The organism is Methylobacterium brachiatum, assembly GCF_900113845.1.
GTDB classification, from domain to species: domain Bacteria; phylum Pseudomonadota; class Alphaproteobacteria; order Rhizobiales; family Beijerinckiaceae; genus Methylobacterium; species Methylobacterium brachiatum.
Map to the genome: position 1 here is coordinate 349,208 of NZ_FOQW01000003.1, position 19,175 is coordinate 368,382.

Here is a 19,175-nt window from a genome sequence, read left to right on the forward strand (position 1 = left end):
CAAGTCTCAGAAGAACGCCTGCAACCCGGTCTGGGCCCGGCCCAGGATCAGCGCGTGGACGTCGTGGGTGCCCTCGTAGGTATTGACCGTCTCGAGATTCTGGGCGTGGCGCATCACGTGGTACTCGCCCATGATGCCGTTGCCGCCGTGCATGTCCCGAGCGGTGCGGGCGATGTCGAGGGCCTTGCCGCAATTGTTGCGCTTGATCAGCGAGATCATCTCGGGGGCCATCTTGCCCTCGTCCATCAGCCGCCCGACCCGCAGCGAGGCCTGCAGGCCGAGGGTGATCTCGGTCTGCATGTCGGCGAGCTTCTTCTGGACCAACTGCGTCTGAGCGAGGGGGCGGCCGAACTGCTTGCGCTCCAGCGTGTAGTTGCGCGCCCGGTGCCAGCAATCCTCCGCCGCGCCCATGGCACCCCAGGAGATGCCGTAGCGCGCCCGGTTGAGGCAGCCGAACGGACCTTTGAGCCCGGAGACGTTGGGAAGCAGCGCGTCCTCGCCGACCTCGACGCCCTCCATGACGATCTCGCCGGTGGTGGAGGCGCGCAAAGATAGCTTGCCCTTCAGGGTCGGGGCGGAGAGGCCTGTCAGGCCCTTCTCCAGGACGAAGCCGCGGATCGCGCCGTCATGCGCGTCGGACTTCGCCCACACCACGAATACATCCGCGAAGGGGGCGTTCGAGATCCACATCTTGGCGCCCGAGATCCGGTAGCCGCCGTCGATCTTCTCCGCCTTGGTCTTCATGCCGGCGGGATCGGAGCCGGCATCCGGCTCGGTCAGGCCGAAGCAGCCGATCCACTCGCCCGAGGCGAGCTTCGGCAGGAATTTCTGGCGCTGCTCCTCAGAGCCGTAGGCGTGGATCGGGTACATGACGAGGGAGGATTGGACGCTCATCATCGAGCGGTAGCCGGAATCCACCGCCTCGACGGCCCGCGCCACCAGCCCGTAGGCGACGTAGGAGGCGCCGGCGCAGCCGTATTCCTCCGGCAGGGTCACGCCGAGCAGGCCGAGTTCGCCCATCTTCCGGAACAGGCCGGGATCGGTCTTCTCCTCGGCATAGGCCTCGACGATGCCGGGCAGGAGCTGCTCCTGCGCGAAGCTCTGGGCCACGTCGCGGATCGCCCGCTCGTCCTCGGTGAGCTGGTCCTCCAGCAGGAACGGGTCTTCCCAGACGAAACGGGCCGAGGCCGGGGCCGACGGAGAGGCGCTGCCCGGGGGGCGCATCGGAGCGTTCATGGGGTTTCCTCGCCTACAGGGTATGGGGCTTCGGCCCCGCGCTTGGCGCTACCCTAGACCGATGCGCTCCGCCGTCCAACGCGCCCAGTGACGCCGGGGCCGCGGCGTCACGCCCGACCGAGGATCGTCAGCCAGAGGAGCGTCGTCAGCGGCGCCAGCAGGGTCGAGACCAGCACGGAGGCCGCGACCATCCCGGTCTCGGTCCGGTAGCGGGCGGCCAGCAGGTAGGCGTTGATCCCCACCGGCATGGCGGCAAAGAGAGTTGCGACGCCCGCATAGGCGGTGGGCATCCTGAAGACGTGGAAGGCGAGCAGCCACACGGCCAGCGGGTGCAGCAGGTTCTTCAGGGCCGCGATCACCAGGGCGCCCTTGAGATCGAACAGCACCCGGTAGCGCTTGAGCCCGGCGCCCAGCGCCACCAGCGCGCAGGTCGAGGCGGTGCCCGCGAAGGCATCGATCAGCGATTTGGGGATGCCGCTCGGGGTCACGCCGAGGCTCTTCATCGCCATGCCGATGATCAGCGCCACGAAGATCGGGTTCTTGAGCAGGACCAGGGCGAGGCCGCGGATCCGAGCGAGGACCGGCAGGCCGGAATCGGACTCGATCAGGAAGGTGGCGCAGCCCATCATCAGCGGCAGGTGGACGGCGAGCAGCATGAACAGCGGGAAGGCGCCGTCCTCGCCGTAGGCCTGGAGGATCATCGGCACGCCGACGAACACGGTGTTCGACTGGCTCGCCGCGAAGCCGTGCAGGATTGCGCCGCGCCGCTCGATCCCGGCGCGCCGCCGGGCGATCAGGGTGCCGACGAACCAGGACAGGCCGGCGCCGCCGAAATACGAGATCCAGTAGCTCCAGGCGACCTCGCCGGTCATGCCCGGCCGGGTCAGCGTCGCGATGATCAGGGCCGGCACCGCCACCGCGAAGACGTATTCCGAGAGTCCGTCGCTGACCTTGTCGGACAGGAGCCCGGTGAGCGCCGCGCCCCAGCCGATCAGGACGATCCCGAAGATCGGGGCGATGATGGCGAGGGCGTTCACGGATCCGGCGGGGCTCTGGGCGGTGAGGCCCGCGCATAGCATGCCGATGCCGGCTTTTGCGCCCCCGGGCCGAATCCGGGGGCGGGTTTCCGGCCTACTTGTTCTCCAGAACTTCCATCGGGTTCGTGCGCTGGCTGGCCGGCGGCTCCTTGGTGAGGTTGGCGCCCCCCTCCCGCTGCGCCTTGACGTCCTTCGGAGAGCCCGGGCCGCCGACAGCGGTGCCGCCCTGGCCGGACTGAGTCGGCACGGTGCCGGAGGCCAGTTCCAGGCAGGTCACCATCTCGACATAGGACGGGTAGCCACCCGCCTTGAACTGGCTCTCGCACTGGCGCTTGGCCGCGTTGGTGTAGCTGCCCCAGTGGCTCTCGGCCTCGCGCTTGGCTTCCCGCTCGGAGCGGAGGCAGCCGTCGTAATTGGCCTTGTCGCTGATCGACGTGTTGGCGACCTGAGCCGACTTGCAGGTCGTCTCCACGTCGAGATTCGGCACCGTGTCGGCCCAAGCGGATCCGGACCCGAGGGCCAGGAGCGCGAGCGTGCCGGCGAGGTGCGCGCGGAAATGGGCGGTCCGGTGGGCCTTCATGGTGGTGAGACTCGCAGTCTGGGGCGGCGTGCGCCGGCGGTGTTGCCGGCACAACGCGCCAGGACGGCCTTCGGCACCAAGCCGGCGCCGATCAATCGCCGTGCGCGCCGCGCAGGGCCTGGTCGAGGTCGTCGTAGAGGTCGCCGGTATCCTCGATGCCGGTGGAGAGGCGCAGCAGGTCCGGTGGGCAGGGGCTGCCCGGGCCCTCGACCGAGGCCCGGTGCTCGATCAGGCTCTCGACCCCGCCGAGCGAGGTCGCGCGCTTCCACAGCCGCACCCGCGCCGCGGTGGCGATCGCCCCGGCCTCGCCGCCCGCCACCCGGATCGACAGCATGAAGCCGAAGCCGTCCTGCATCTGCCGGCGCGCCACCGCGTGGCCGGGATCGTCCGGCAATCCGGGATAGAGGACGTGGCTCACATGCGGGTGCAGGCTCAGACGCTCGGCGAGCCGCAGGGCGCCGGCCGATTGCGCGGCCGCGCGCAGGTGCAGGGTCCGGAGCGAGCGCATCAGCAGATAGGCCTCGAACGGACCCAGGATGCCGCCGCTGCCGGCGCGGATGCCGCGGATCCGCTCCCAGAACGCGTCCGCCTTGGCGCCCGCCAGCACGCCCGCCACCACGTCGGAATGGCCGTTCAGGATCTTGGTGCCGGAATGCATCACGATGTCGGCGCCGAGCTCGAGCGGCCGGGTATGGACCGGCGAGGCTGCGGTGGAATCCACCGCCAGCCGGGCCCCGGCGGCATGGGCGATCTCGGCGGCGGCCGCGATGTCGGTCACGGTCCAGAGCGGGTTGCCGGGGGTCTCGATCCAGACGAGCTTGGTCCGCCCGGGCTCGATCGCGGCGCGCAGGGCCTCGGTGTCGTCGGTCTCCACGAAGGTCAGGCCCAGCCCGCGCCGGGGCGCCTCCTCGCGCAGCCAGCGCTTGAGCGCCCAGTACATGACGGTGCCGGCAACGATGTGGTCGCCCGGTTCCAGCGCGCCGAACACGGCGGTGGCCGCCGCCATGCCGGAGCCGAACAGCAGGGCGCCGGCCTCGGCGCCCTCCAGCATCGCCAGGACGGATTCGGCCTCGCGCACCGTGGCGTTGTCCGGCCGGGCGTAGCAATAGCCCGAGGAATAGCCGTTGTCGGGATCGCGGATGAAGGTGGTGGAGAGGTGCAGTGGCATCACCACCGCGCGGGTCTCGGGCTCGATCCGCCCCATGGCCTGCGCGGCGAGGCTGCGGCGGGAGAAGCCCGCCGGCGTGCCGCTATCCGTATCCCGTTGCGGCGCGTTAGGCTCTGACATCTGGCGATTCCGGCGGATGGAGGCAGGCGCGTGCCACGGCGCATGCGCGCCTGCAACCTGTGCCTTGACCCCGCCTCCTCTTTGCCGAAAGCCGGCCCCCATCTTTCAAGCCGATGCTCGAGCGGAGAACGAACAGACATGCCTGCCGCGCTTCACGTCCCCGAGGGCCCGGCCCTGCCGCGCTGGCTGCGGCTCGCCGCCGCGATCGTGCCGGTGGCGGTCACCGCGGCGATCGGCTCGGCCGCGACCCAGGCCGAGATCCCGGGCTGGTATGCGGGCCTGACCAAGCCGTCTTTCAACCCGCCGAACTGGGTCTTCCCGGTGGCCTGGACCATCCTCTACACGATGATCGCCGTCTCGCTCTGGCGGTTGCTCGGCGCCATGCCGCGCACCGGGCCGAGCCGCGAGGGCTGGTGGCTGGCGCTCATCGCCTTCCTGGTCCAGATCGCCCTCAACGCCGCCTGGACCCCGGTGTTCTTCACGGCCCACGCGATCGGCACCGGGCTGATCGTGGTGGCGATGCTGCTGGTCATGGTGCTGTGGACGATCCGCCTGTCCTGGCGGTTCGACCGGATCGCGGCCTTGCTGCTCGTGCCCTACGCCGGATGGGTCGCCTTCGCGACGCTGCTTAACGCAGCGATCCTGCGGTTGAATTGAGCGAGGGGGGCGGGACGGCGCGGTCGCCGTTCAGCCGTGATCTCCCACCCAACCCCCCTCATCCTGAGGTGGCGTAGCGCAGCGAAGCCCTCGAAGGAGCCCTCCAGGAAACGCGCGATCCCTGGAGGGCTCCTTCGAGGCCCGCTGGCGCGGGCACCTCAGGATGAGGGTGGGGGTGGGATCACCTTCGGTTTCCAGCGTCGATCGAGAGCAGGCAGCCGAAACAACGCGATGGGATCGCGGTTGCACGCGATTCGCCCTCATGCCCGACCCCGCAATCAGCGCCCGGTGCTGGTGGTCTCGTCGCCCGCCGGCCTGCCGTCGTCCCGGGCGCGGTGGAGCAAAAAGATCGCCAGCACCATCGTGATGATCAGGCCGGCCAGCACGCCGAGCTCGATCATCGAGGCGTTGAACAGGGCCTGCTTCTCCGGGGACCAATCCTTGGCGTGGGTGATCTCCGAGGATTGCAGCGTGATCACCAGGACCCGCCGGATCGAGGCGATCAGGCCGACGATCAAAAACGGCTCGCAGGTCAGCTTGCCGGACCGCATCGAGACCCGCACCGTGTGCAGGATCTCGATCAGCATCAGCAGGAACAGAAGCCGGTCGATCACCTCCAGGATCTTCTCGGCGCCCCCGAGCGCCCGCAGGGCCTCCCAGGTCAGCCCGGCGGCGTCGATCAGCGCGGTGAGCGCGGTGACCGCCAGGAGCAGGCCCAACGCCGCGTAGATCGCGTGCTCGGTGTGCAGGAAGATCCCGCTGGCGAGCCGCGTCAGGCGCCCCTGCTCGTCGTCCTGTTCGGCCATCGCGCTGCATCCCCCCGGTGAAGCCTTGACGGCGGGCGGGCCTCGGGCCGAACGCGCGTCCGTCACGGAGTCAGAGCATCAATCCGGGGGCCGGTCACCCCCGTACGGGACGGTGCTTTAGTGGAAGAACGGCAGCGCGTGCGGCGCCAGGTAGCCGAAGCCCAGGAGCGCCGCGCCGGCCAGCCCCAGGAACCCGCCGGCGAAGACCAGGATGGCGATGCCGGTGATCACCTCGGCCGAGGCCAGCACGATGCCGATCTGGAAGGCCGCCGAGGCCAGCTCGTAATGGTGGTAGCGCAGCAGCGACAGGTCGCGCCGCTCCTCGGAGGCCCGGGCCTTGGCGGTGAGCTCCTTGCGGCCCTCGCCGGTGGCGGGCTCGGATTCCCAGCGCGCCAGGGTCTTGGCCCATTCCGCGCGCTTGGCCGCGATCGCGTCCTGGTTCGGGCCGGGCGGCACCAGGGCCAGCGCCTCGTCGGCGGTCTTCAGCACCGTCGAGCGGATCGTGCGCGCCTGGAAATACGCCCACTGGTTGGCGGCCTCGACATTGGAGCCGATGGAATCCGTCTGGGCCGCCTTGCCCAGGGTCTCGCTGAAGGCGAGGAACAAAGCCAGGATCGAGATCAGCAGCGCCACGCGCTTGTTCGAACCCTCGATCGCCCCGTGACCACCCGACATCGTTTCCCGATTCCCCGTTGATTCCTCGGGCGCGACTCACAGCTCATCCGGGCCCGGCGCGCAATGCCGCGTCGCCCGCCCGATGCTATTCGGCCGCGATCCGCGGCGGCAGAGCGCGGCCGTCGTTGGCCGGATGCGCCGCCTCGCCGTAGCCCGGCTCGTCCAGCGGGTCGTCGCGCTCGCCCACGAACCGGCCGAACAGCCGCCCGAGCAGGCGCGAGAGATCGTCCATCAGCACGAAGATCGCCGGCACGAAGACCAGCGACAGCACGGTGGAGACGATCAGGCCGCCGATCACCGCCACCGCCATCGGGGCGCGGAACTCGCCGCCGATGCCGAACGCCATGGCGGAGGGCACCATGCCGGCGGCCATGGCGATGGTGGTCATCACGATCGGCCGCGCCCGCTTGCGGCCGGCATCGACGATGGCGGTGGTGCGGTCGACGCCGGCATGGATCTGCTCGACCGCGAAGTCGACCAGCATGATCGCGTTCTTGGTGACCACGCCCATGAGCATCAGGATGCCGATCACCACCGGCATCGAGATCGGCATGTGGCAGATCAGCAGCGCCAGGATCGCGCCGCCGATGGAGAGCGGCAGCGAGAACAGGATGGTGAGCGGCTGCAGGAAGTTGCCGAACAGCAGGATCAGCACGCCGAACACCATCATCAGGCCGGCGCCCATGGCCAGGGCGAAGCCCTCGAACACCTCGCCCATCACCTCGGCATCGCCGGTCTGGCTGATCGTGACCCCGGGCGGCAGGTTCTTGGCGGTGGGCAGGTTCATCACCTGGCTGATCAGCTCGGCCAGCGCGTCGGTGCCCTGCATGTCGCCCTCGATGGCGACGCGCACGGCGCGGTCGTAGCGGTCGATGCCGGTGGGGCCCTGGCCAAGGCTGATATCGGCCACCGTCGCCAGCGGCACCGCAGCCCCGCCCTTCACCGGCACCTTCAGGGTCTCGAGCTCGGACAGGCGGCCGCGCAGGCTCTCGGGCAGCTGCACCCGGATCGGCACCTGCCGGTCGGTGGCGTTGAACTTGGCGAGGTTCATGCCGATGTCGCCGATCGTCCCGACCCGGACGGTCTCGGCGATCGTGTCGGTGGAGACGCCGAGATCGGCCGCCACGCCGGCTTTCGGGCGGATGCGGATCTCGGTCCGGTCCAACGGCGCCGTCGACATGACGTTGACGAGGTGCGGGATCTGGGCCGCCTCGCGCTGCAGCTTGGCCGCGACATCGGCCACCACGGCCTTGTCGGGGCCGGCGATGATCAGCGCCATGTCGCGCTGGCCGCTCTCGCGCAGGGCCCAGAAGCGGATGTCCGGCTCCTCGCGCAGGATCGCGGCGACCTCGGCATCGACCTGCTTCTGGGTGCGCGTGCGGGCGTTCTTCGGCGTGAGGTTGATGGTCAGCGTCGCGAGCCGAACCTCCTTCTTGCCGGGCAATTGCCGCCCGCCATCGACGAAGACGCTCTTTACCTCGGGCAGCGCCCGGATCTTGTGCTCGATCGTGTCGCTGAGCTTCACCGTATCCGGGAGCCGGGCTCCCGGGGGCAGTTCCAGCACGAACAGCGTGCGCGCCTGGTCCTCCGCCGGCAGGAAGCCCGCGGGCAGCAGGCCCGTGGAGGCGATCGAGGCGGCAAAGCACGCGATGCCGAGGATCAGCGTGATGAACTTGTGTCGGACCGACCAGGCCACCAGCCGGGTGTAGCCGCGCATCACAAGCCCGTCCTTGGTGTGGTCGGGGCCGTGGTCGCGCAGGAAATAGGCGGCGAGCAGCGGCGTGATCAGCCGCGCCACCAGCAGCGACATGAACACCGCGGCCGCGATGGTCAGGCCGAACTGCTTGAAATACTGGCCGGCGATGCCGCCCATGAACGAGACCGGCGAGAAGATCGCGATGATCGTTGCCGTGATGGCGATGACCGCGAGCCCGATCTCGTCGGCGGCCTCCAGCGAGGCGCGGTAGGGCGATTTCCCCATCCGCATGTGCCGGACAATGTTCTCGATCTCGACGATCGCGTCGTCCACCAGGATGCCGGTGACCAGGGTGATCGCCAGCAGGCTCACGGCGTTGAGCGAGAAGCCGAGCACGCTCATCACCCAGAAGGTCGGCAGCACCGAGAGCGGCAGCGCCACGGCGGCGATCAGCGTCGCGCGCCAGTCGCGCAGGAACAGCAGCACCACGACGACCGCGAGCGCCGCGCCCTCGATCAGGCCCATCATGGCCGAGTGGTAATTGCCGATCGTGTTCACGACGCTCGTATCGATCAGGTCGAAGCGCACGTCCGGGTTGGCCGCGTGCAGCGCCGCGATCTTCTTGGCGACCCCGACCGAGACGTCGGCGTCGCTGGCGCCGCTCGCCCGGGAGACCGCGAAGGCCACCACCGGCTCGCCGTTGAAGCGCGCGAAGGTGCGCGGCTCCTCGGCGGTGTCCGACAGGGTCGCCAACTCGTCGAGCCGGACCTTGCGGTTGCCCGGCACCACGATCGAGGTCTTGGCGAGCGTCTCGAGGCTCGCCGAGGCGGCGAGCGCGCGGATCGACTGCTCCTGGCCGCCGACCTCGCCGCGCCCGCCCGCCATGTCGGCGGAGGTCAGGCGCAACTGCCGGTTCACGTCCGCCGCGGTGATGCCGAGGGCCAGCAGCCGGTCGGGCTTGAGCGTGACCCGGATCTCCCGGGCGACGCCGCCCAGGCGCTCGACCCCGCCGACGCCTTTCACGCTCTGCAGGCCCCGGGCGACCACGTCGTCCACGAACCACGAGAGGTCCTCGGGGGTCATGGCGGGCGCGGAGGCGCCGTAGATCATGATCGGCAGGCCGGCGATCTCGACCCGGGAGACGATCGGCTCGTCGATGGTGCGCGGCAGGTTCTGGCGGATCTTGGCGATGGCGTCCTTGACGTCGTTGGTCGCCCGATCCTGGTTCACCTCCAGGCGGAACTCGATCGTCGTGGTCGAGATGCCCTCGGTGATGGTCGAGAGGATGTGCTTGACGCCCTTCACCCCGGCGATCGAATCCTCGACCCACTTGGTGACCTGCGTCTGCAACTCGGCCGGCGCCGCGCCCGACTGGGTGATCGTCACCGAGACGATCGGGATGTCGATATTCGGGAAGCGGGTGATCGGCAGGGCCCGGAAGCTGACCAGGCCGAGGATCATCAGGACCAGGAACAGCACCACCGAGGGCAGCGGCTTCCGGATCGCCCAGGCGGAGACGTTGAGGCGCATGGCTCTGTCCTACCGCGGGGCCGCGTCGGCCATGGGCGGGCTCGCGGGAGCGCTCATGGGTGTGCCGGCACTCGGGCGGGGAACGGCCCGCACCCGGTCGCCGTCGCGCAGGAAGCTGCCGGCCCGGGCCACGACGGTCTCGCCGGCGGCGACGCCCGAGCGGATCTCCGTGAATCCCTCGGATGACAGGCCCGTCGTGACGGTGCGCGCCTCGACGCGCCCGTCCTTGGCGACCAGGACGCTGGCCCGGCCGTCCGCGGCGTAGAGCAGGCTGGAGACCGGGACCGCGATGCCCTCGCGGCGCGCCACCTCGACGGTGCCGCGGGCGAAGGCGCCGATGCGCAGGACCGGATCGTCGGCGAGGCGGATGCGGATCTTGCCGAGCCGGGTCGCCCGGTCGACCTCCGGGTAGACCCGGCGCACCTTGCCGCGCAGCTGGCGGCCGTCGTCGAGATCGAGGCTCGCCGGGTCGCCGACCGTGATGCGCGCCAGCGAGGTCTCGGGCACCTCGCCCTCCAGCTCGATCTCGCCGCGGGCGATCAGGCGGAACAGCGGCTCCCCCGCCGCCGTGACGGAGGCGCCGACCCGGGCGGTGCGGCGGTTGACGATGCCGGCCTCCGGGGCGCGGATATCGGTGCGGGCCCGCCGCAGGGCGATCTCGGATCCGGCCGCCCGCGCGGTGGCGAGGTCGGCCTGGGCCGATTGCAGGCCGCCCCGCGCCGCGGCCAGGCGGCCCTCGGCCCCCTGCGCCGCCGAGACGCGCTGCTCCAGCACGGCCGCGGTGGCGTTGCCTGTCTTGGCGAGCGACTGGGCGCGCTCCAGCGACTGCTTGGCCTCGATATTGGCCGCCTCGGCCTGGACGATCTGGCTCTTGGCCTGGACGATGGCCGCCTCGGCCCGGGCGACCGCGGCGACGTTCGAGGCCTCCTGGGTGACGATCATCTCCTGCGACAGGCGCGCGAGCACCTGGCCCTTGGTGACCCGGTCCCCTTCCTCAACCAGCAATTCGGTGATGCGCAGGCCCTCGACCTCCGGGGCGACCAGGATCTCGTCCCGCGGGACCAGCGTGCCGGTGACCACGGCCCGTTCCACGATCTCGCGGCGCTCGGCCGGGACCACGGTGACGGCCGGCGCGATCGCGGCGGCATCGGGAACCGCAGCCGTCTCCACGGCGCGCGCGGGAGAAGCGGCGAGGATCGCAAACCCGCATAGGAGGCAGAGGCGGGACGCGCGCCCGGAAAAAGTCGGCAAAACGGAAGCCTCTCTGGCGGCCCTGTATTGGTCTTGTCTCTCCGTCGCTGGGCAGATCGGCGTTTTCATGGCGCGGGCCGAGGCGACGGAGCCAGCATAGCGCTTCGGCGCGGCTCCGTCGCCGGACCGTGGGCCGCAGGTCGCAGGTCATTCAAAAGAGTCGGGGTATACGTCCATTGTCCTGCAACCGACCGCGCAAGACGCCGTTATTAGAACGATGGTCTTCGTACCACCGGGGAGCGGTCCATGAGCATCTTTCAGATCAAGCAGACGAAGAGCGGCGCCGTCATCTGGACCGGTGCGGCCGACGACGAGCAGACGGCGCTCGACGCCATGGCGCGCGAGGCCGGATACCGCGATTTCTCGGCCCTGCCGGACACGATCCGCGCCAACGGGCTCAAGGCGGCCAAGCTGGACCTGATTTCCTAAGTCAGCCGGCCCCTGGCCCCAGCAGATCGGCGCTCGTCCGGCAGGACGGGCGCCTTTTTCATGCCCGCTCGGCGACAATCATTGCAGAGGCTGAAGGGCAGTAAGAGCATCGTTCAGCCAGCGCCAAACCATACGGTCGAAGGCGATAGGGAAGTCCTTACCCAGCATGCCCAGAAGTTCGCGGTATCGACCGAGGCGCCCGGCATTCCGCTCATATTGCGCGACATGCCAATCCCGGAATGCGGAGTCGGGCGTTCGTCCGAGAGCATGGGCCGAGTCCGCGAGCCAGGTGCGCGCGATGGCCTGGGCCTCGGGACTCCGCGGCGACAGATCCCTCGCGGTTGCGTCGGCCGCTTTCTCATAGGCCAGGCGCGAGGCCACTTGGTATTCGCCCGGATCCAACGCGTCGGTCCAGAATGCCTTGGTCCCCTCCTGCACCTCGCGGATGAAGGTCGGATCCGCCAGCAGCCGCGAGAGTTCGTCCCACGCGGCGATCTGGTCCGGCGTAGGGTCCTCCGGCAGTTCCGGCACGCTCATGGCGAGAATCTGCCGCCGCCAAGGCCCCTCGAGCGCCGTCCCCGCCGCGATAGCGTCGACGAACTGCTCTGCCAGAGCCTTCATCTGCTGATTGCTCAAAATGCTCATGGTCCAAATCCTCCTCAGATCACCATCGGCAGGGTTTGGGATGCGAAGCGTGGCACGAAGGATCGTGGCCACCCGGTGCTTGGCCGCGATCTCGGCTTCGAGGATCTCCAGGCGGGTCCGCAGCACCTCGTGCAGCGAAAGGCGACGCGCCAGTAACCGCCGGATCATGTCGAGCCCGACCCCGGCCTCGCGCAGCGCGTGGATGAGGTCGAGCTTGGCGACATCCTCGTCGGTGTAGACCCGGTAGTTCGCTGCGGATCGCAGGGTTGGCGGCAGCAGTCCCTTGTCCGAATAGAACCGGATCCGCCGCACCGGTTGCCCGGAGAGGCGCGCCAGATCGCCGATCGTGTACGTCTTCGCTCCCATGGCGACTCGATTACGGCTTCCACCCAGTGGAGGGTCAAGGCCGATGCGAGTTGCCCGGGATCGGGGCGCGAGCGCGGCGCCCGAGGATTGTGAAGGCCTTCGGGCGACCATCACGGTCATTCCGAGCGCAGCGAAGCAATCCAGGGATCCGTCACTTCAGGAGATCGCGCGCCACTCTGGATTGCTTCGCTGCGCTCGCAATGACGGAGCGGGTTGGTCGGCGGAGCGATGATCTTGGAAACGGCCGCGCCTCAAGCGCGTCCGATCTGCCGGACCAATGCCTCGATCATGGCCGCGCAATCCGGGATCGCGCTCGGCCGGTGCAGGCCGGCGATCACCGATGGGTCGAGGGCCAGGCCGGCGCGGATAAGCCCGGGCCACAATTCGGCGGCCGGCCAGCCCGGATGGACGATCGCGGCGCCAAGCCTTTGCAGGGCCTCGGCCTTCTCGGTCTGCTCGCCATAGGCCCGCTCCTCCGGCAGGCACAGGAAGCGTTTGCCCTGACCGGCGGCGAGCGCCACGAGGCCGTCGCCGCCCCCGCCGACCAGCAGGGCCGCCCGGGCGATCCGGGCCTCGACGTCGTCGACCCAGCCGTGCAGGTGCAGGTTTTTCGGGACTTCGCCGGAGCCCGAGACGGGGCCCAGCACGTGCCAGGGCCGGTCGGGCACGGCGCGGGCTGCGGCGGCGAGGTCGGCGAGATCACCCCCCGCGCCGCCGCGGCCGAACACGACGACGATAGCGTCGCTCACCTCCGCGCCGATCTGCGCCGGTGCGCCGAGGAAGCCGGCATAATGCGTCTTGGCACGGACCCAGTCCGGCACGCCGGCGCCGTCGAGGGCTTCGGGGAAGGGCGCGAGCAGGCGCGTGGCGCTGCGGAAGGCTTCGCAATGCGGCTGGTCGGTCCGCGTGCCGGCGAGGCGCACCACCAGGGTCGGGACCGACAGGAGCCGGGCCAGCAGCGCGACCTCTACCGAGACGTCGACAACGATCAGCGCCGGGTCGGTCCGCTCAACCCATTCGGCGATGCGCGTCATCCGGGTGCGCACGCCCGGATGGTTCAGGGGTGCGTAGTGCAGCGCCTCCGGCCGTTCCGCCTCGCCGTCCCGTCCGTCGAAGTCCGATCCGCCGAGCGGCCGGTCGTCGGGCAGGTCGAGCACGTCGAGGCCATTCGTGTCGAACGCCGCCAGGGTGCCGATCAGCGTGCAGGGCCGGGGCAGGGCGGCGGCGACCGCGCGGGCGCGCTGCAGATGGCCCGCGCCCTGGTGGTGGACGTACCAGCCGATCCCGCGGGTCACGCGGCCTCCCGCAGGGACAAAGCGAGGGCGTCGAGGTCGGCGAGCGCCCGGTCGAGGGGGCATTCCCGCGCCGGCGGGCTGCGCGATTCGAGGATGCGGTCGGCCCGCTCCACGAAGGCGATGTCGTTGGGGCAGGTTTCGAGCGCGGCGCATGCGTCGGGGCCGAGGCCGAGCCGCGCGCAGGCCTCGGCCCGGGCCGATCCGACGAGGTGGAACGCCCGCCGCAGGGCGGCCCGACGCTGGATCAGCGACCGCCAATGCGCCGCCTCGGGTAGCAGGTAGGGCTCGCCGTCGAGCACCCGGGCCCGGCGCGCCATCTCGGTGGCCATGCCGCCCGAGACCCGGCCCTGGTGCCGGGCCGAGACCATGACGCGCACGTCCGGGCAGTGGCGCAGGCGCGCGCCGCTCTCGCGAAGCAGGCTCACGAGGGCGTTGTCTTCGCCGCAGGGCAGGGGCGGCAGGCCGCCGACGGCGCGGTAAAGCGCCACCGGGACGGCGAGGCTCGCGCCGGTATGGTCGCCGTGGCGCGGGGCCGGATCGTGGGGCGGCGGGTCGAGGATGTCCTCCAGGCGGCGCACGCCGGCCCAGTAGCGCTCGATCCGTGCGTGCAGCTCGGCGAGGCGCGGATCGGCGGTGCCGTCCGCGTCGATCACCAGGCGGCCGCCGACCACGTCGGCCGCCCGCAGCGCCCGCAGGTTCGCCGCGACCCAGTCGGCCGGCAGGCGGGCATCGGCGTCGGTGGTGAGCAGGATCCCGTCCGGGGCGCCCTCGGCCTCGAGCCAGGCAGCGCCGGCATCGAGCGCCATGCGGCGGGCGGTGCCGACATGGGCCTCGGCGCCCTCCAGCGCCGCCTCGATCACCCGCAGCGTCAGGCTCGCGAGCGCGCCCGCGTCCTCCAGGGCGCGGATGGCAGGGACCGTGCCGTCGGTGCAGTTGTTGGCGAGAATCACGACCCGCAGCGGCGCCTCTGCCGATAATCCCTCCTGCTGGGCCAGCGAGGCGAGCAGGATCGGCAGCCGCTCCTCTTCGTTCCGCGCGGGGATGCAGACCACGCAGGGCCGGGCGAGCGGGGCGGCGGTTGCGAGGGTCATAGCGGTTCTTCTCAACCTCATCGTCGCGAACACACGAGACGCAGCGTCTGTCCCGTTATCGCCCGGGAGCGAGCGTTATGGGTTTTGGCGCACACACGTTCGCAAGCTCATGCGCGGGGCCCCTCTCCCGCTCGGGAGAGGAGGCGCGTCGCGGCCCCGGCAAAGCGGGGTGCGACCATCCTGGACCCACCAGCGAAGGGCCGCGTCCGCGGATGTCCCTTACGCCCGTCCCCCCGCCACCCGCAGGGTCGGCCGTGCCCGCTCGGCGCAGCGCGCCATCACGGCGTCGTAGGTCTCGAGGTAGCGCTCGGTCATGGCGGCGGCGTCGTAGAGCGCCTCCGCCCGGTCGCGGCAGGCGCGGCGCGACAGGCCGGCCGCCTCGCGGATCGCCACGGACAGGTCCTGCGAATCGTCCGGCAGCGCCAGGCGGCCGCATTGCGCGTCGAGGATGTCGGGCAGGGCGCCCCGGCGGAAGGCCGCCACCGGCGTACCGCAGGCCAGCGCCTCGGCGACGACCAGGCCGAAGGGCTCCTCCCAGCGCGGCGAGACGATCGCCACCCGGGCGCGGCCGATATGCTCCGCCAGGTCCCGATGCGAGAGATGACCGAGATGGATCAGGTCGGGCCCGAGCCGCGGCGCGATCTCGGCCGCCCAGTAGCCCGGATTGAGCTTCGGCCCGGCGAAATGCAGCGGCAGCCCGGCCGCGCGGGCGGCGTCGATGGCGAGGTGCAGCCCCTTCTCGGGCACGATCCGGCCGGACCAGAACGCGAAGGGCGGATCGTCGGGCGTATCGGAATACGCGAAGGTCGAGAGGTCGACGCCGTTATCGACGACCTGGGCGCCGGGCACGAGCGTCGCCCATTCCTGGGCGAGCGAGGGCGACACCGCCAGGAAGGCCATGTCGGGATCGGCCTCCTCCACGCCGGAGACCAGGGCGTCGAAGGGCGGCGTGTGCAGCACCGTCACCCAGGGCAGGCCGAGCCGGGCGCTCTGCTGCAGGGGCAGGGCGTGCAGCGCGTTGTTGTGCACCAGGTCGAAGCCGCCGGCCGCGACCATCTCCATCATCCGCCGGTAGGCGTCGTGCTCGGCCTTGTCGATCGCCTCCTCGCGCTCGGGATCGGCCAGCGCGTCGCCGGTCGGGTCGCAGAGCATCACCGGATCGAGCGCCGGGTCCGAGCCCCGGCTGGCGAACAGGGTCACGTCGTGCCCGTGCCGCTTCAGCGCGACGGTGAGGAGATGCGTGTGCATCTCCAGACCCCCGGCATAGGGCTGGCCGATCGGGTACTTGAGATGTGCCAGGACAGCGATCTTCACGCGCGCACCGCATCCGGTTGTGTGGGGATCTTTGCCGGCCGCAGCGGGGCGAGAGGACTTTCGTCCGCAGCGAGCGTGGCGGGTATCATGCCCATCTTTTCTTCATCAAGCGTTGCGTCATCGAGGCCGGGAGCGACGAGGGACGCAGCGCGTTCCCACCTCCATACGGGCCGCGGTCTGAACCGATGATGATCGAGACGACAGGTCGACCATTCAGCCGGGTTCGCCATCCGGCCTGGGTACGCCTGACCCATTGGACCGGCGCGGCCGCGACCCTGGCGCTGATGATCAGCGGCACCGCGATCCTGCTGGCCCTGCCGAAACTGTTCTGGGGCGAGACCGGGGCCAACGACGCGCCGGCCTGGATCACCCTGCCGCTGCCGGTCGATCTCGAGCAGACCGGCTGGGCCCGCAACCTTCATTTCCTGGCCGCCTGGATTTTCGTCCTGAACGGTGCCGTCTACCTCGCTCTCGCGCTGCTGCGCGGGCACCTTCGGCGCCGTCTCCTGCCGGAGCCGGCCGAGATCCGGCCGCGGGCGCTGGCCGGCGAGATAAGGGCGCATCTGCGCCTGCGCGGCGGGGCGCCGCCCACCGGCCGCTACAACGCGCTGCAGAAGATCGCCTATCTGGTCGTCCTGCTGGTACTGGCGCCGCTGATGCTGCTCACCGGCCTGACCATGTCGCCCGGGGTCACCGCCGCCTGGCCGGAGCTGTTCACCCTGTTCGGCGGCCGGCAATCGGCCCGGACGATCCATTTCCTGGCGGCCTTCGCGATGGTCGCGTTCCTCGCCATCCACATCTGGCAGGTGCTGGCCAACCGGCCGGCGGCGCTCATGCGCGGCATGATCGTGGGATCGGGCGGCAAGGGTGAGGAGACCGCATGAGCGCGCTGAACCGACGCCGCCTGATCCTCGGGACCGCCGGGTTCGGCGCGGCCGGCCTCGTCGGCGGCTGCGAGCCCGGCGCGCCGCAACTGCGCCCCAACCCCTACGGGTTGAGCGACTGGCTGACCTTCGCCGGGCAGCGCCTGCTGCTGGCGCGCCAGCCGCTCGCCCGGGAATTCGGCCCGGAGGCGATCTCGGCGGTGTTCCCGACGATCAACACCACCGACCCGGACGATCCGGCCTATCGCCGCTCGAAGGCACAGGGCTTCTCCGACTGGCGGTTGCCGGTCACCGGCCTCGTCGCGCGGCCGGGGTCGTTCTCGCTCGCCGAGCTGAAGGCGATGCCGGCGCGCACGCAGATCACGCTCCATTCCTGCGAGCAGGGCTGGTCGGCGATCGGCCAGTGGACAGGCGTCCCGCTCTCCCAGGTGCTCGCCGCCGCCGGGATGCGCCCGGAGGCGCGCTATGTGGTGATCCGAACCGTCGACGGCTGGTGGGACAGCTACGACCTGTTCGACGCCCTGCACCCGCAGACGATCCTGGCCTACGGCATGAACGGCGCCGACCTGCCGGTCGCCCACGGCGCGCCGGTTCGCCTGCGGGTTGAGCGCCAGCTCGGCTACAAGTCCTTGAAATACCTCACCAGCATCGAGGCTGTGGATCGCGTCGACGGCATCGGCCACGGCCGCGGCAGCATGGTCGCGGGCCTCGGATTCAGCTGGTACGCTGGCATCTGAGCTGCCCGTCGCGTGGCGGGCAAGGGGACGGGGGCTTGGCGGCGATGGAGCTCACGGTCGGTCTGAGCACGTTCGCGATCGGCGCCGCGGCGCTGGCGGTGATCACGCTGGCGGCCGGGGTGAAAATGATCCCGCAGGGCCACGTCTTCACCGTCGAGCGGTTCGGCCGCTACGCCCGCACCCTCGAATCGGGCCTCGGCCTGATCATCCCGTTCGTCGAGCGCATCGGCCGGCGGGTGAACGTCATGGAGCAGGTGGTCGACGTCCCGAGCCAGCAGGCCTTCACGCGCGACAATGCCGGCGTCACCATCGACGCGGTGGTGTTCTACCAGGTGCTCGACGCGGCCCGGGCCTCCTACGAGGTCTCGAACCTCGACCTCGCCATGACCACCCTGACCATGACCAACATCCGCACCGTGGTCGGCTCGATGGATCTCGACCAGCTCCTCGCCCACCGGGACGAGATCAACGAGCGGCTCCTGCGGGTGCTCGATGCGGCGGCCGCGCCCTGGGGCGTGAAGATCAACCGCATCGAGATCAAGGACATCGTGCCCCCGGCCGACCTTGCCGGCGCCATGGCCCGGCAGATGAAGGCCGAGCGCGAGAAGCGCGCCTCGATCCTCGAGGCGGAAGGCCAGCGCGCCGCCGAGATCCTGCGGGCGGAGGGGCGCAAGCAATCGGCGATCCTGGAGGCGGAAGGCCGTCGCGAGGCCGCGTTCCGCGATGCCGAGGCCCGCGAGCGCTCCGCCGAGGCCGAGGCGGCGGCGACCGGGATGGTCAGCCGGGCGATCGCCGCGGGCGACATCGCGGCGGCGAACTTTTTGGTGGCGGAGAAATACGTCGACGCCGTGCGCGCGCTCGCCACCGCGCCGAACCAGCGCGTCGTGGTGGTGCCGATCGAGGCGGCGGCGCTCGCCGGCACTTTGGGCGGCATCGGCGAGCTGACCCGCGCGGTCTTCGGCGAGGCGACCCCGCCCCGGCGCACGGGCTCGCCGCCCGATGTCGCCCCGCGGGCCTGACCCATGGCCGATCCGCTGGCGATCCTCGCGGCCCTCGGGCCGGCCTGGAGCTGGGTGATCGCCGGCCTGGTTCTGGCCGGCGCCGAGATCGTCGTGCCGGGCGTGTTCCTGATCTGGTTCGGCCTCGCGGCCGTGGCGACCGGCCTCGTCACGGCGCTGGTCCCGATCCCCTGGCAGGGCCAGACCCTGCTGTTTGCCGCCCTCGCCGTCGTCCTGGTCGGTCTCGCCACCCGCCTGCACCGCCGCGCCGGACGCCACGACGCCACCCTCAACCGCGCCGACCGCGGCCTGATCGGCCGCGAAGCCGTGCTCACCGAACCGATCGTCCAGGGCACCGGCCGCCTCCGCTTCGACGACACCCTGTGGCGGATCGAGGGGCCGGATTTGCCGGCTGGGGCGCGGGTGCGGGTGATCGGTCTCGCCGAGACGGTGCTGCGGGTGGAGGCGGTGTGAGGGGCGCGCTGGGCGCTGCCGGGTGGGTTTGTCGAGGACTGCTCCACCCATCTCAGCCGCCTGAACCGCCGTCGGTGCCTCTCCAAAGCGGCCGTTCGTCAGTCCTCTGGCACCTTCAGCCAATGATCAAGGTCGGTTGTGCAGCACTTGTTTCTCTAGGATTGGCTTACAAACGCCAGGTGCACT

At 70.7% G+C, this 19,175-nt stretch carries 18 protein-coding genes; 6 read left to right on the forward strand and 12 right to left on the reverse strand.

The annotated features are described in order from the left end of the window. Window positions 1-6 precede the first annotated feature (6 nt). The 4 genes from BMZ47_RS03830 to BMZ47_RS03845 all read right to left on the reverse strand — a co-directional run bounded on the left by BMZ47_RS03830 (window position 7) and on the right by BMZ47_RS03845 (window position 4,141). Window positions 7-1,236 (reverse strand): acyl-CoA dehydrogenase, encoded by a 1,230-nt coding sequence (locus BMZ47_RS03830; protein WP_091858787.1) that lies wholly within the window; start codon window positions 1,234-1,236, stop codon window positions 7-9. A gap of 107 nt (window positions 1,237-1,343) precedes the next feature. After that, window positions 1,344-2,273, reverse strand: a complete 930-nt coding sequence (locus BMZ47_RS03835; RefSeq protein WP_007567045.1) for an AEC family transporter — start codon at window positions 2,271-2,273, stop codon at window positions 1,344-1,346. A 94-nt stretch (window positions 2,274-2,367) separates the two neighbouring features. Continuing rightward, entirely contained in the window at window positions 2,368-2,853 is a 486-nt protein-coding gene (locus BMZ47_RS03840) for a hypothetical protein (RefSeq protein WP_007567046.1), read from the reverse strand. Between the two features lie 91 nt (window positions 2,854-2,944). Further along, a complete protein-coding gene (locus BMZ47_RS03845) occupies window positions 2,945-4,141 on the reverse strand; it encodes a trans-sulfuration enzyme family protein (protein WP_091858790.1) in 1,197 nt (398 codons plus the stop codon). 138 nt (window positions 4,142-4,279) lie between these two features. Between BMZ47_RS03845 and BMZ47_RS03850 the strand changes: the two genes are divergently transcribed. Beyond that, window positions 4,280-4,798: a TspO/MBR family protein gene (locus BMZ47_RS03850; RefSeq protein ID WP_091858793.1), complete on the forward strand. Its 519-nt coding sequence runs from the start codon at window positions 4,280-4,282 to the stop codon at window positions 4,796-4,798. A gap of 278 nt (window positions 4,799-5,076) precedes the next feature. On the opposite strand, the gene BMZ47_RS03855 is transcribed toward BMZ47_RS03850, so the two are convergent. The 4 genes from BMZ47_RS03855 to BMZ47_RS03870 form a co-directional block, all read right to left on the reverse strand. Continuing rightward, window positions 5,077-5,604, reverse strand: a complete 528-nt coding sequence (locus BMZ47_RS03855) for a phosphate-starvation-inducible PsiE family protein (protein WP_091858795.1) — start codon at window positions 5,602-5,604, stop codon at window positions 5,077-5,079. 117 nt (window positions 5,605-5,721) lie between these two features. After that, window positions 5,722-6,279: a DUF4337 domain-containing protein gene (locus BMZ47_RS03860; protein WP_007567051.1), complete on the reverse strand. Its 558-nt coding sequence runs from the start codon at window positions 6,277-6,279 to the stop codon at window positions 5,722-5,724. 85 nt (window positions 6,280-6,364) lie between these two features. Further along, window positions 6,365-9,505 carry an efflux RND transporter permease subunit gene (locus tag BMZ47_RS03865; protein WP_091858798.1) on the reverse strand — a complete coding sequence of 1,047 codons (3,141 nt, stop codon included), beginning with the start codon at window positions 9,503-9,505 and terminating at the stop codon, window positions 6,365-6,367. A 9-nt stretch (window positions 9,506-9,514) separates the two neighbouring features. Next, a complete protein-coding gene (locus tag BMZ47_RS03870; protein WP_244536723.1) occupies window positions 9,515-10,825 on the reverse strand; it encodes an efflux RND transporter periplasmic adaptor subunit in 1,311 nt (436 codons plus the stop codon). A 177-nt stretch (window positions 10,826-11,002) separates the two neighbouring features. On the opposite strand from BMZ47_RS03870, the gene BMZ47_RS03875 reads away from it, so the two are divergent. After that, window positions 11,003-11,185, forward strand: a complete 183-nt coding sequence (locus tag BMZ47_RS03875) for a hypothetical protein (RefSeq protein WP_007567057.1) — start codon at window positions 11,003-11,005, stop codon at window positions 11,183-11,185. A 78-nt stretch (window positions 11,186-11,263) separates the two neighbouring features. Here the strand turns inward: BMZ47_RS03875 and BMZ47_RS03880 are convergent, their stop codons facing one another. The 4 genes from BMZ47_RS03880 to BMZ47_RS03895 all read right to left on the reverse strand — a co-directional run bounded on the left by BMZ47_RS03880 (window position 11,264) and on the right by BMZ47_RS03895 (window position 15,896). After that, window positions 11,264-12,196 (reverse strand): MerR family transcriptional regulator, encoded by a 933-nt coding sequence (locus tag BMZ47_RS03880; protein ID WP_167368989.1) that lies wholly within the window; start codon window positions 12,194-12,196, stop codon window positions 11,264-11,266. 251 nt (window positions 12,197-12,447) lie between these two features. Continuing rightward, window positions 12,448-13,491 (reverse strand): glycosyltransferase, encoded by a 1,044-nt coding sequence (locus BMZ47_RS03885; protein ID WP_091858807.1) that lies wholly within the window; start codon window positions 13,489-13,491, stop codon window positions 12,448-12,450. Then, complete coding sequence (locus BMZ47_RS03890; protein ID WP_091858810.1) at window positions 13,488-14,582, reverse strand: glycosyltransferase family 2 protein; 1,095 nt, start codon at window positions 14,580-14,582, stop codon at window positions 13,488-13,490. The genes BMZ47_RS03885 and BMZ47_RS03890 overlap by 4 nt, the downstream gene beginning before the upstream one ends. 219 nt (window positions 14,583-14,801) lie before the next feature. Beyond that, entirely contained in the window at window positions 14,802-15,896 is a 1,095-nt protein-coding gene (locus BMZ47_RS03895; RefSeq protein ID WP_091858814.1) for a glycosyltransferase family 4 protein, read from the reverse strand. Between the two features lie 185 nt (window positions 15,897-16,081). On the opposite strand from BMZ47_RS03895, the gene BMZ47_RS03900 reads away from it, so the two are divergent. Genes BMZ47_RS03900 through BMZ47_RS03915 form a run of 4 tightly spaced genes read left to right on the forward strand, consistent with a single transcriptional unit; the run spans window position 16,082 to window position 18,989 of the window. Further along, complete coding sequence (locus tag BMZ47_RS03900) at window positions 16,082-16,780, forward strand: cytochrome b/b6 domain-containing protein (protein ID WP_091858817.1); 699 nt, start codon at window positions 16,082-16,084, stop codon at window positions 16,778-16,780. Further along, complete coding sequence (locus BMZ47_RS03905) at window positions 16,777-17,517, forward strand: molybdopterin-dependent oxidoreductase (RefSeq protein WP_091858820.1); 741 nt, start codon at window positions 16,777-16,779, stop codon at window positions 17,515-17,517. Before BMZ47_RS03900 ends, BMZ47_RS03905 begins: the two co-directional genes overlap by 4 nt. A gap of 44 nt (window positions 17,518-17,561) precedes the next feature. After that, window positions 17,562-18,536, forward strand: a complete 975-nt coding sequence (locus tag BMZ47_RS03910) for an SPFH domain-containing protein (RefSeq protein ID WP_091859009.1) — start codon at window positions 17,562-17,564, stop codon at window positions 18,534-18,536. A gap of 3 nt (window positions 18,537-18,539) precedes the next feature. Continuing rightward, complete coding sequence (locus BMZ47_RS03915; protein ID WP_091858823.1) at window positions 18,540-18,989, forward strand: NfeD family protein; 450 nt, start codon at window positions 18,540-18,542, stop codon at window positions 18,987-18,989. The last annotated feature ends 186 nt before the right edge of the window (window positions 18,990-19,175 follow it).

Bases quoted from the DNA above. Each gene is read 5' to 3' on its own strand.
- BMZ47_RS03830 (WP_091858787.1), bottom strand. From the start codon at position 1,236: ATGAACGCTCCGATGCGCCCCCCGGGCAGCGCCTCTCCGTCGGCCCCG.
- BMZ47_RS03840 (WP_007567046.1), bottom strand. From the start codon at position 2,853: ATGAAGGCCCACCGGACCGCCCATTTCCGCGCGCACCTCGCCGGCACG.
- BMZ47_RS03845 (WP_091858790.1), bottom strand. From the start codon at position 4,141: ATGTCAGAGCCTAACGCGCCGCAACGGGATACGGATAGCGGCACGCCG.
- BMZ47_RS03850 (WP_091858793.1), top strand. From the start codon at position 4,280: ATGCCTGCCGCGCTTCACGTCCCCGAGGGCCCGGCCCTGCCGCGCTGG.
- BMZ47_RS03855 (WP_091858795.1), bottom strand. From the start codon at position 5,604: ATGGCCGAACAGGACGACGAGCAGGGGCGCCTGACGCGGCTCGCCAGC.
- BMZ47_RS03860 (WP_007567051.1), bottom strand. From the start codon at position 6,279: ATGTCGGGTGGTCACGGGGCGATCGAGGGTTCGAACAAGCGCGTGGCG.
- BMZ47_RS03865 (WP_091858798.1), bottom strand. From the start codon at position 9,505: ATGCGCCTCAACGTCTCCGCCTGGGCGATCCGGAAGCCGCTGCCCTCG.
- BMZ47_RS03870 (WP_244536723.1), bottom strand. From the start codon at position 10,825: ATGAAAACGCCGATCTGCCCAGCGACGGAGAGACAAGACCAATACAGG.
- BMZ47_RS03875 (WP_007567057.1), top strand. From the start codon at position 11,003: ATGAGCATCTTTCAGATCAAGCAGACGAAGAGCGGCGCCGTCATCTGG.
- BMZ47_RS03880 (WP_167368989.1), bottom strand. From the start codon at position 12,196: ATGGGAGCGAAGACGTACACGATCGGCGATCTGGCGCGCCTCTCCGGG.
- BMZ47_RS03890 (WP_091858810.1), bottom strand. From the start codon at position 14,582: ATGACCCTCGCAACCGCCGCCCCGCTCGCCCGGCCCTGCGTGGTCTGC.
- BMZ47_RS03900 (WP_091858817.1), top strand. From the start codon at position 16,082: ATGATGATCGAGACGACAGGTCGACCATTCAGCCGGGTTCGCCATCCG.
- BMZ47_RS03905 (WP_091858820.1), top strand. From the start codon at position 16,777: ATGAGCGCGCTGAACCGACGCCGCCTGATCCTCGGGACCGCCGGGTTC.
- BMZ47_RS03910 (WP_091859009.1), top strand. From the start codon at position 17,562: ATGGAGCTCACGGTCGGTCTGAGCACGTTCGCGATCGGCGCCGCGGCG.
- BMZ47_RS03915 (WP_091858823.1), top strand. From the start codon at position 18,540: ATGGCCGATCCGCTGGCGATCCTCGCGGCCCTCGGGCCGGCCTGGAGC.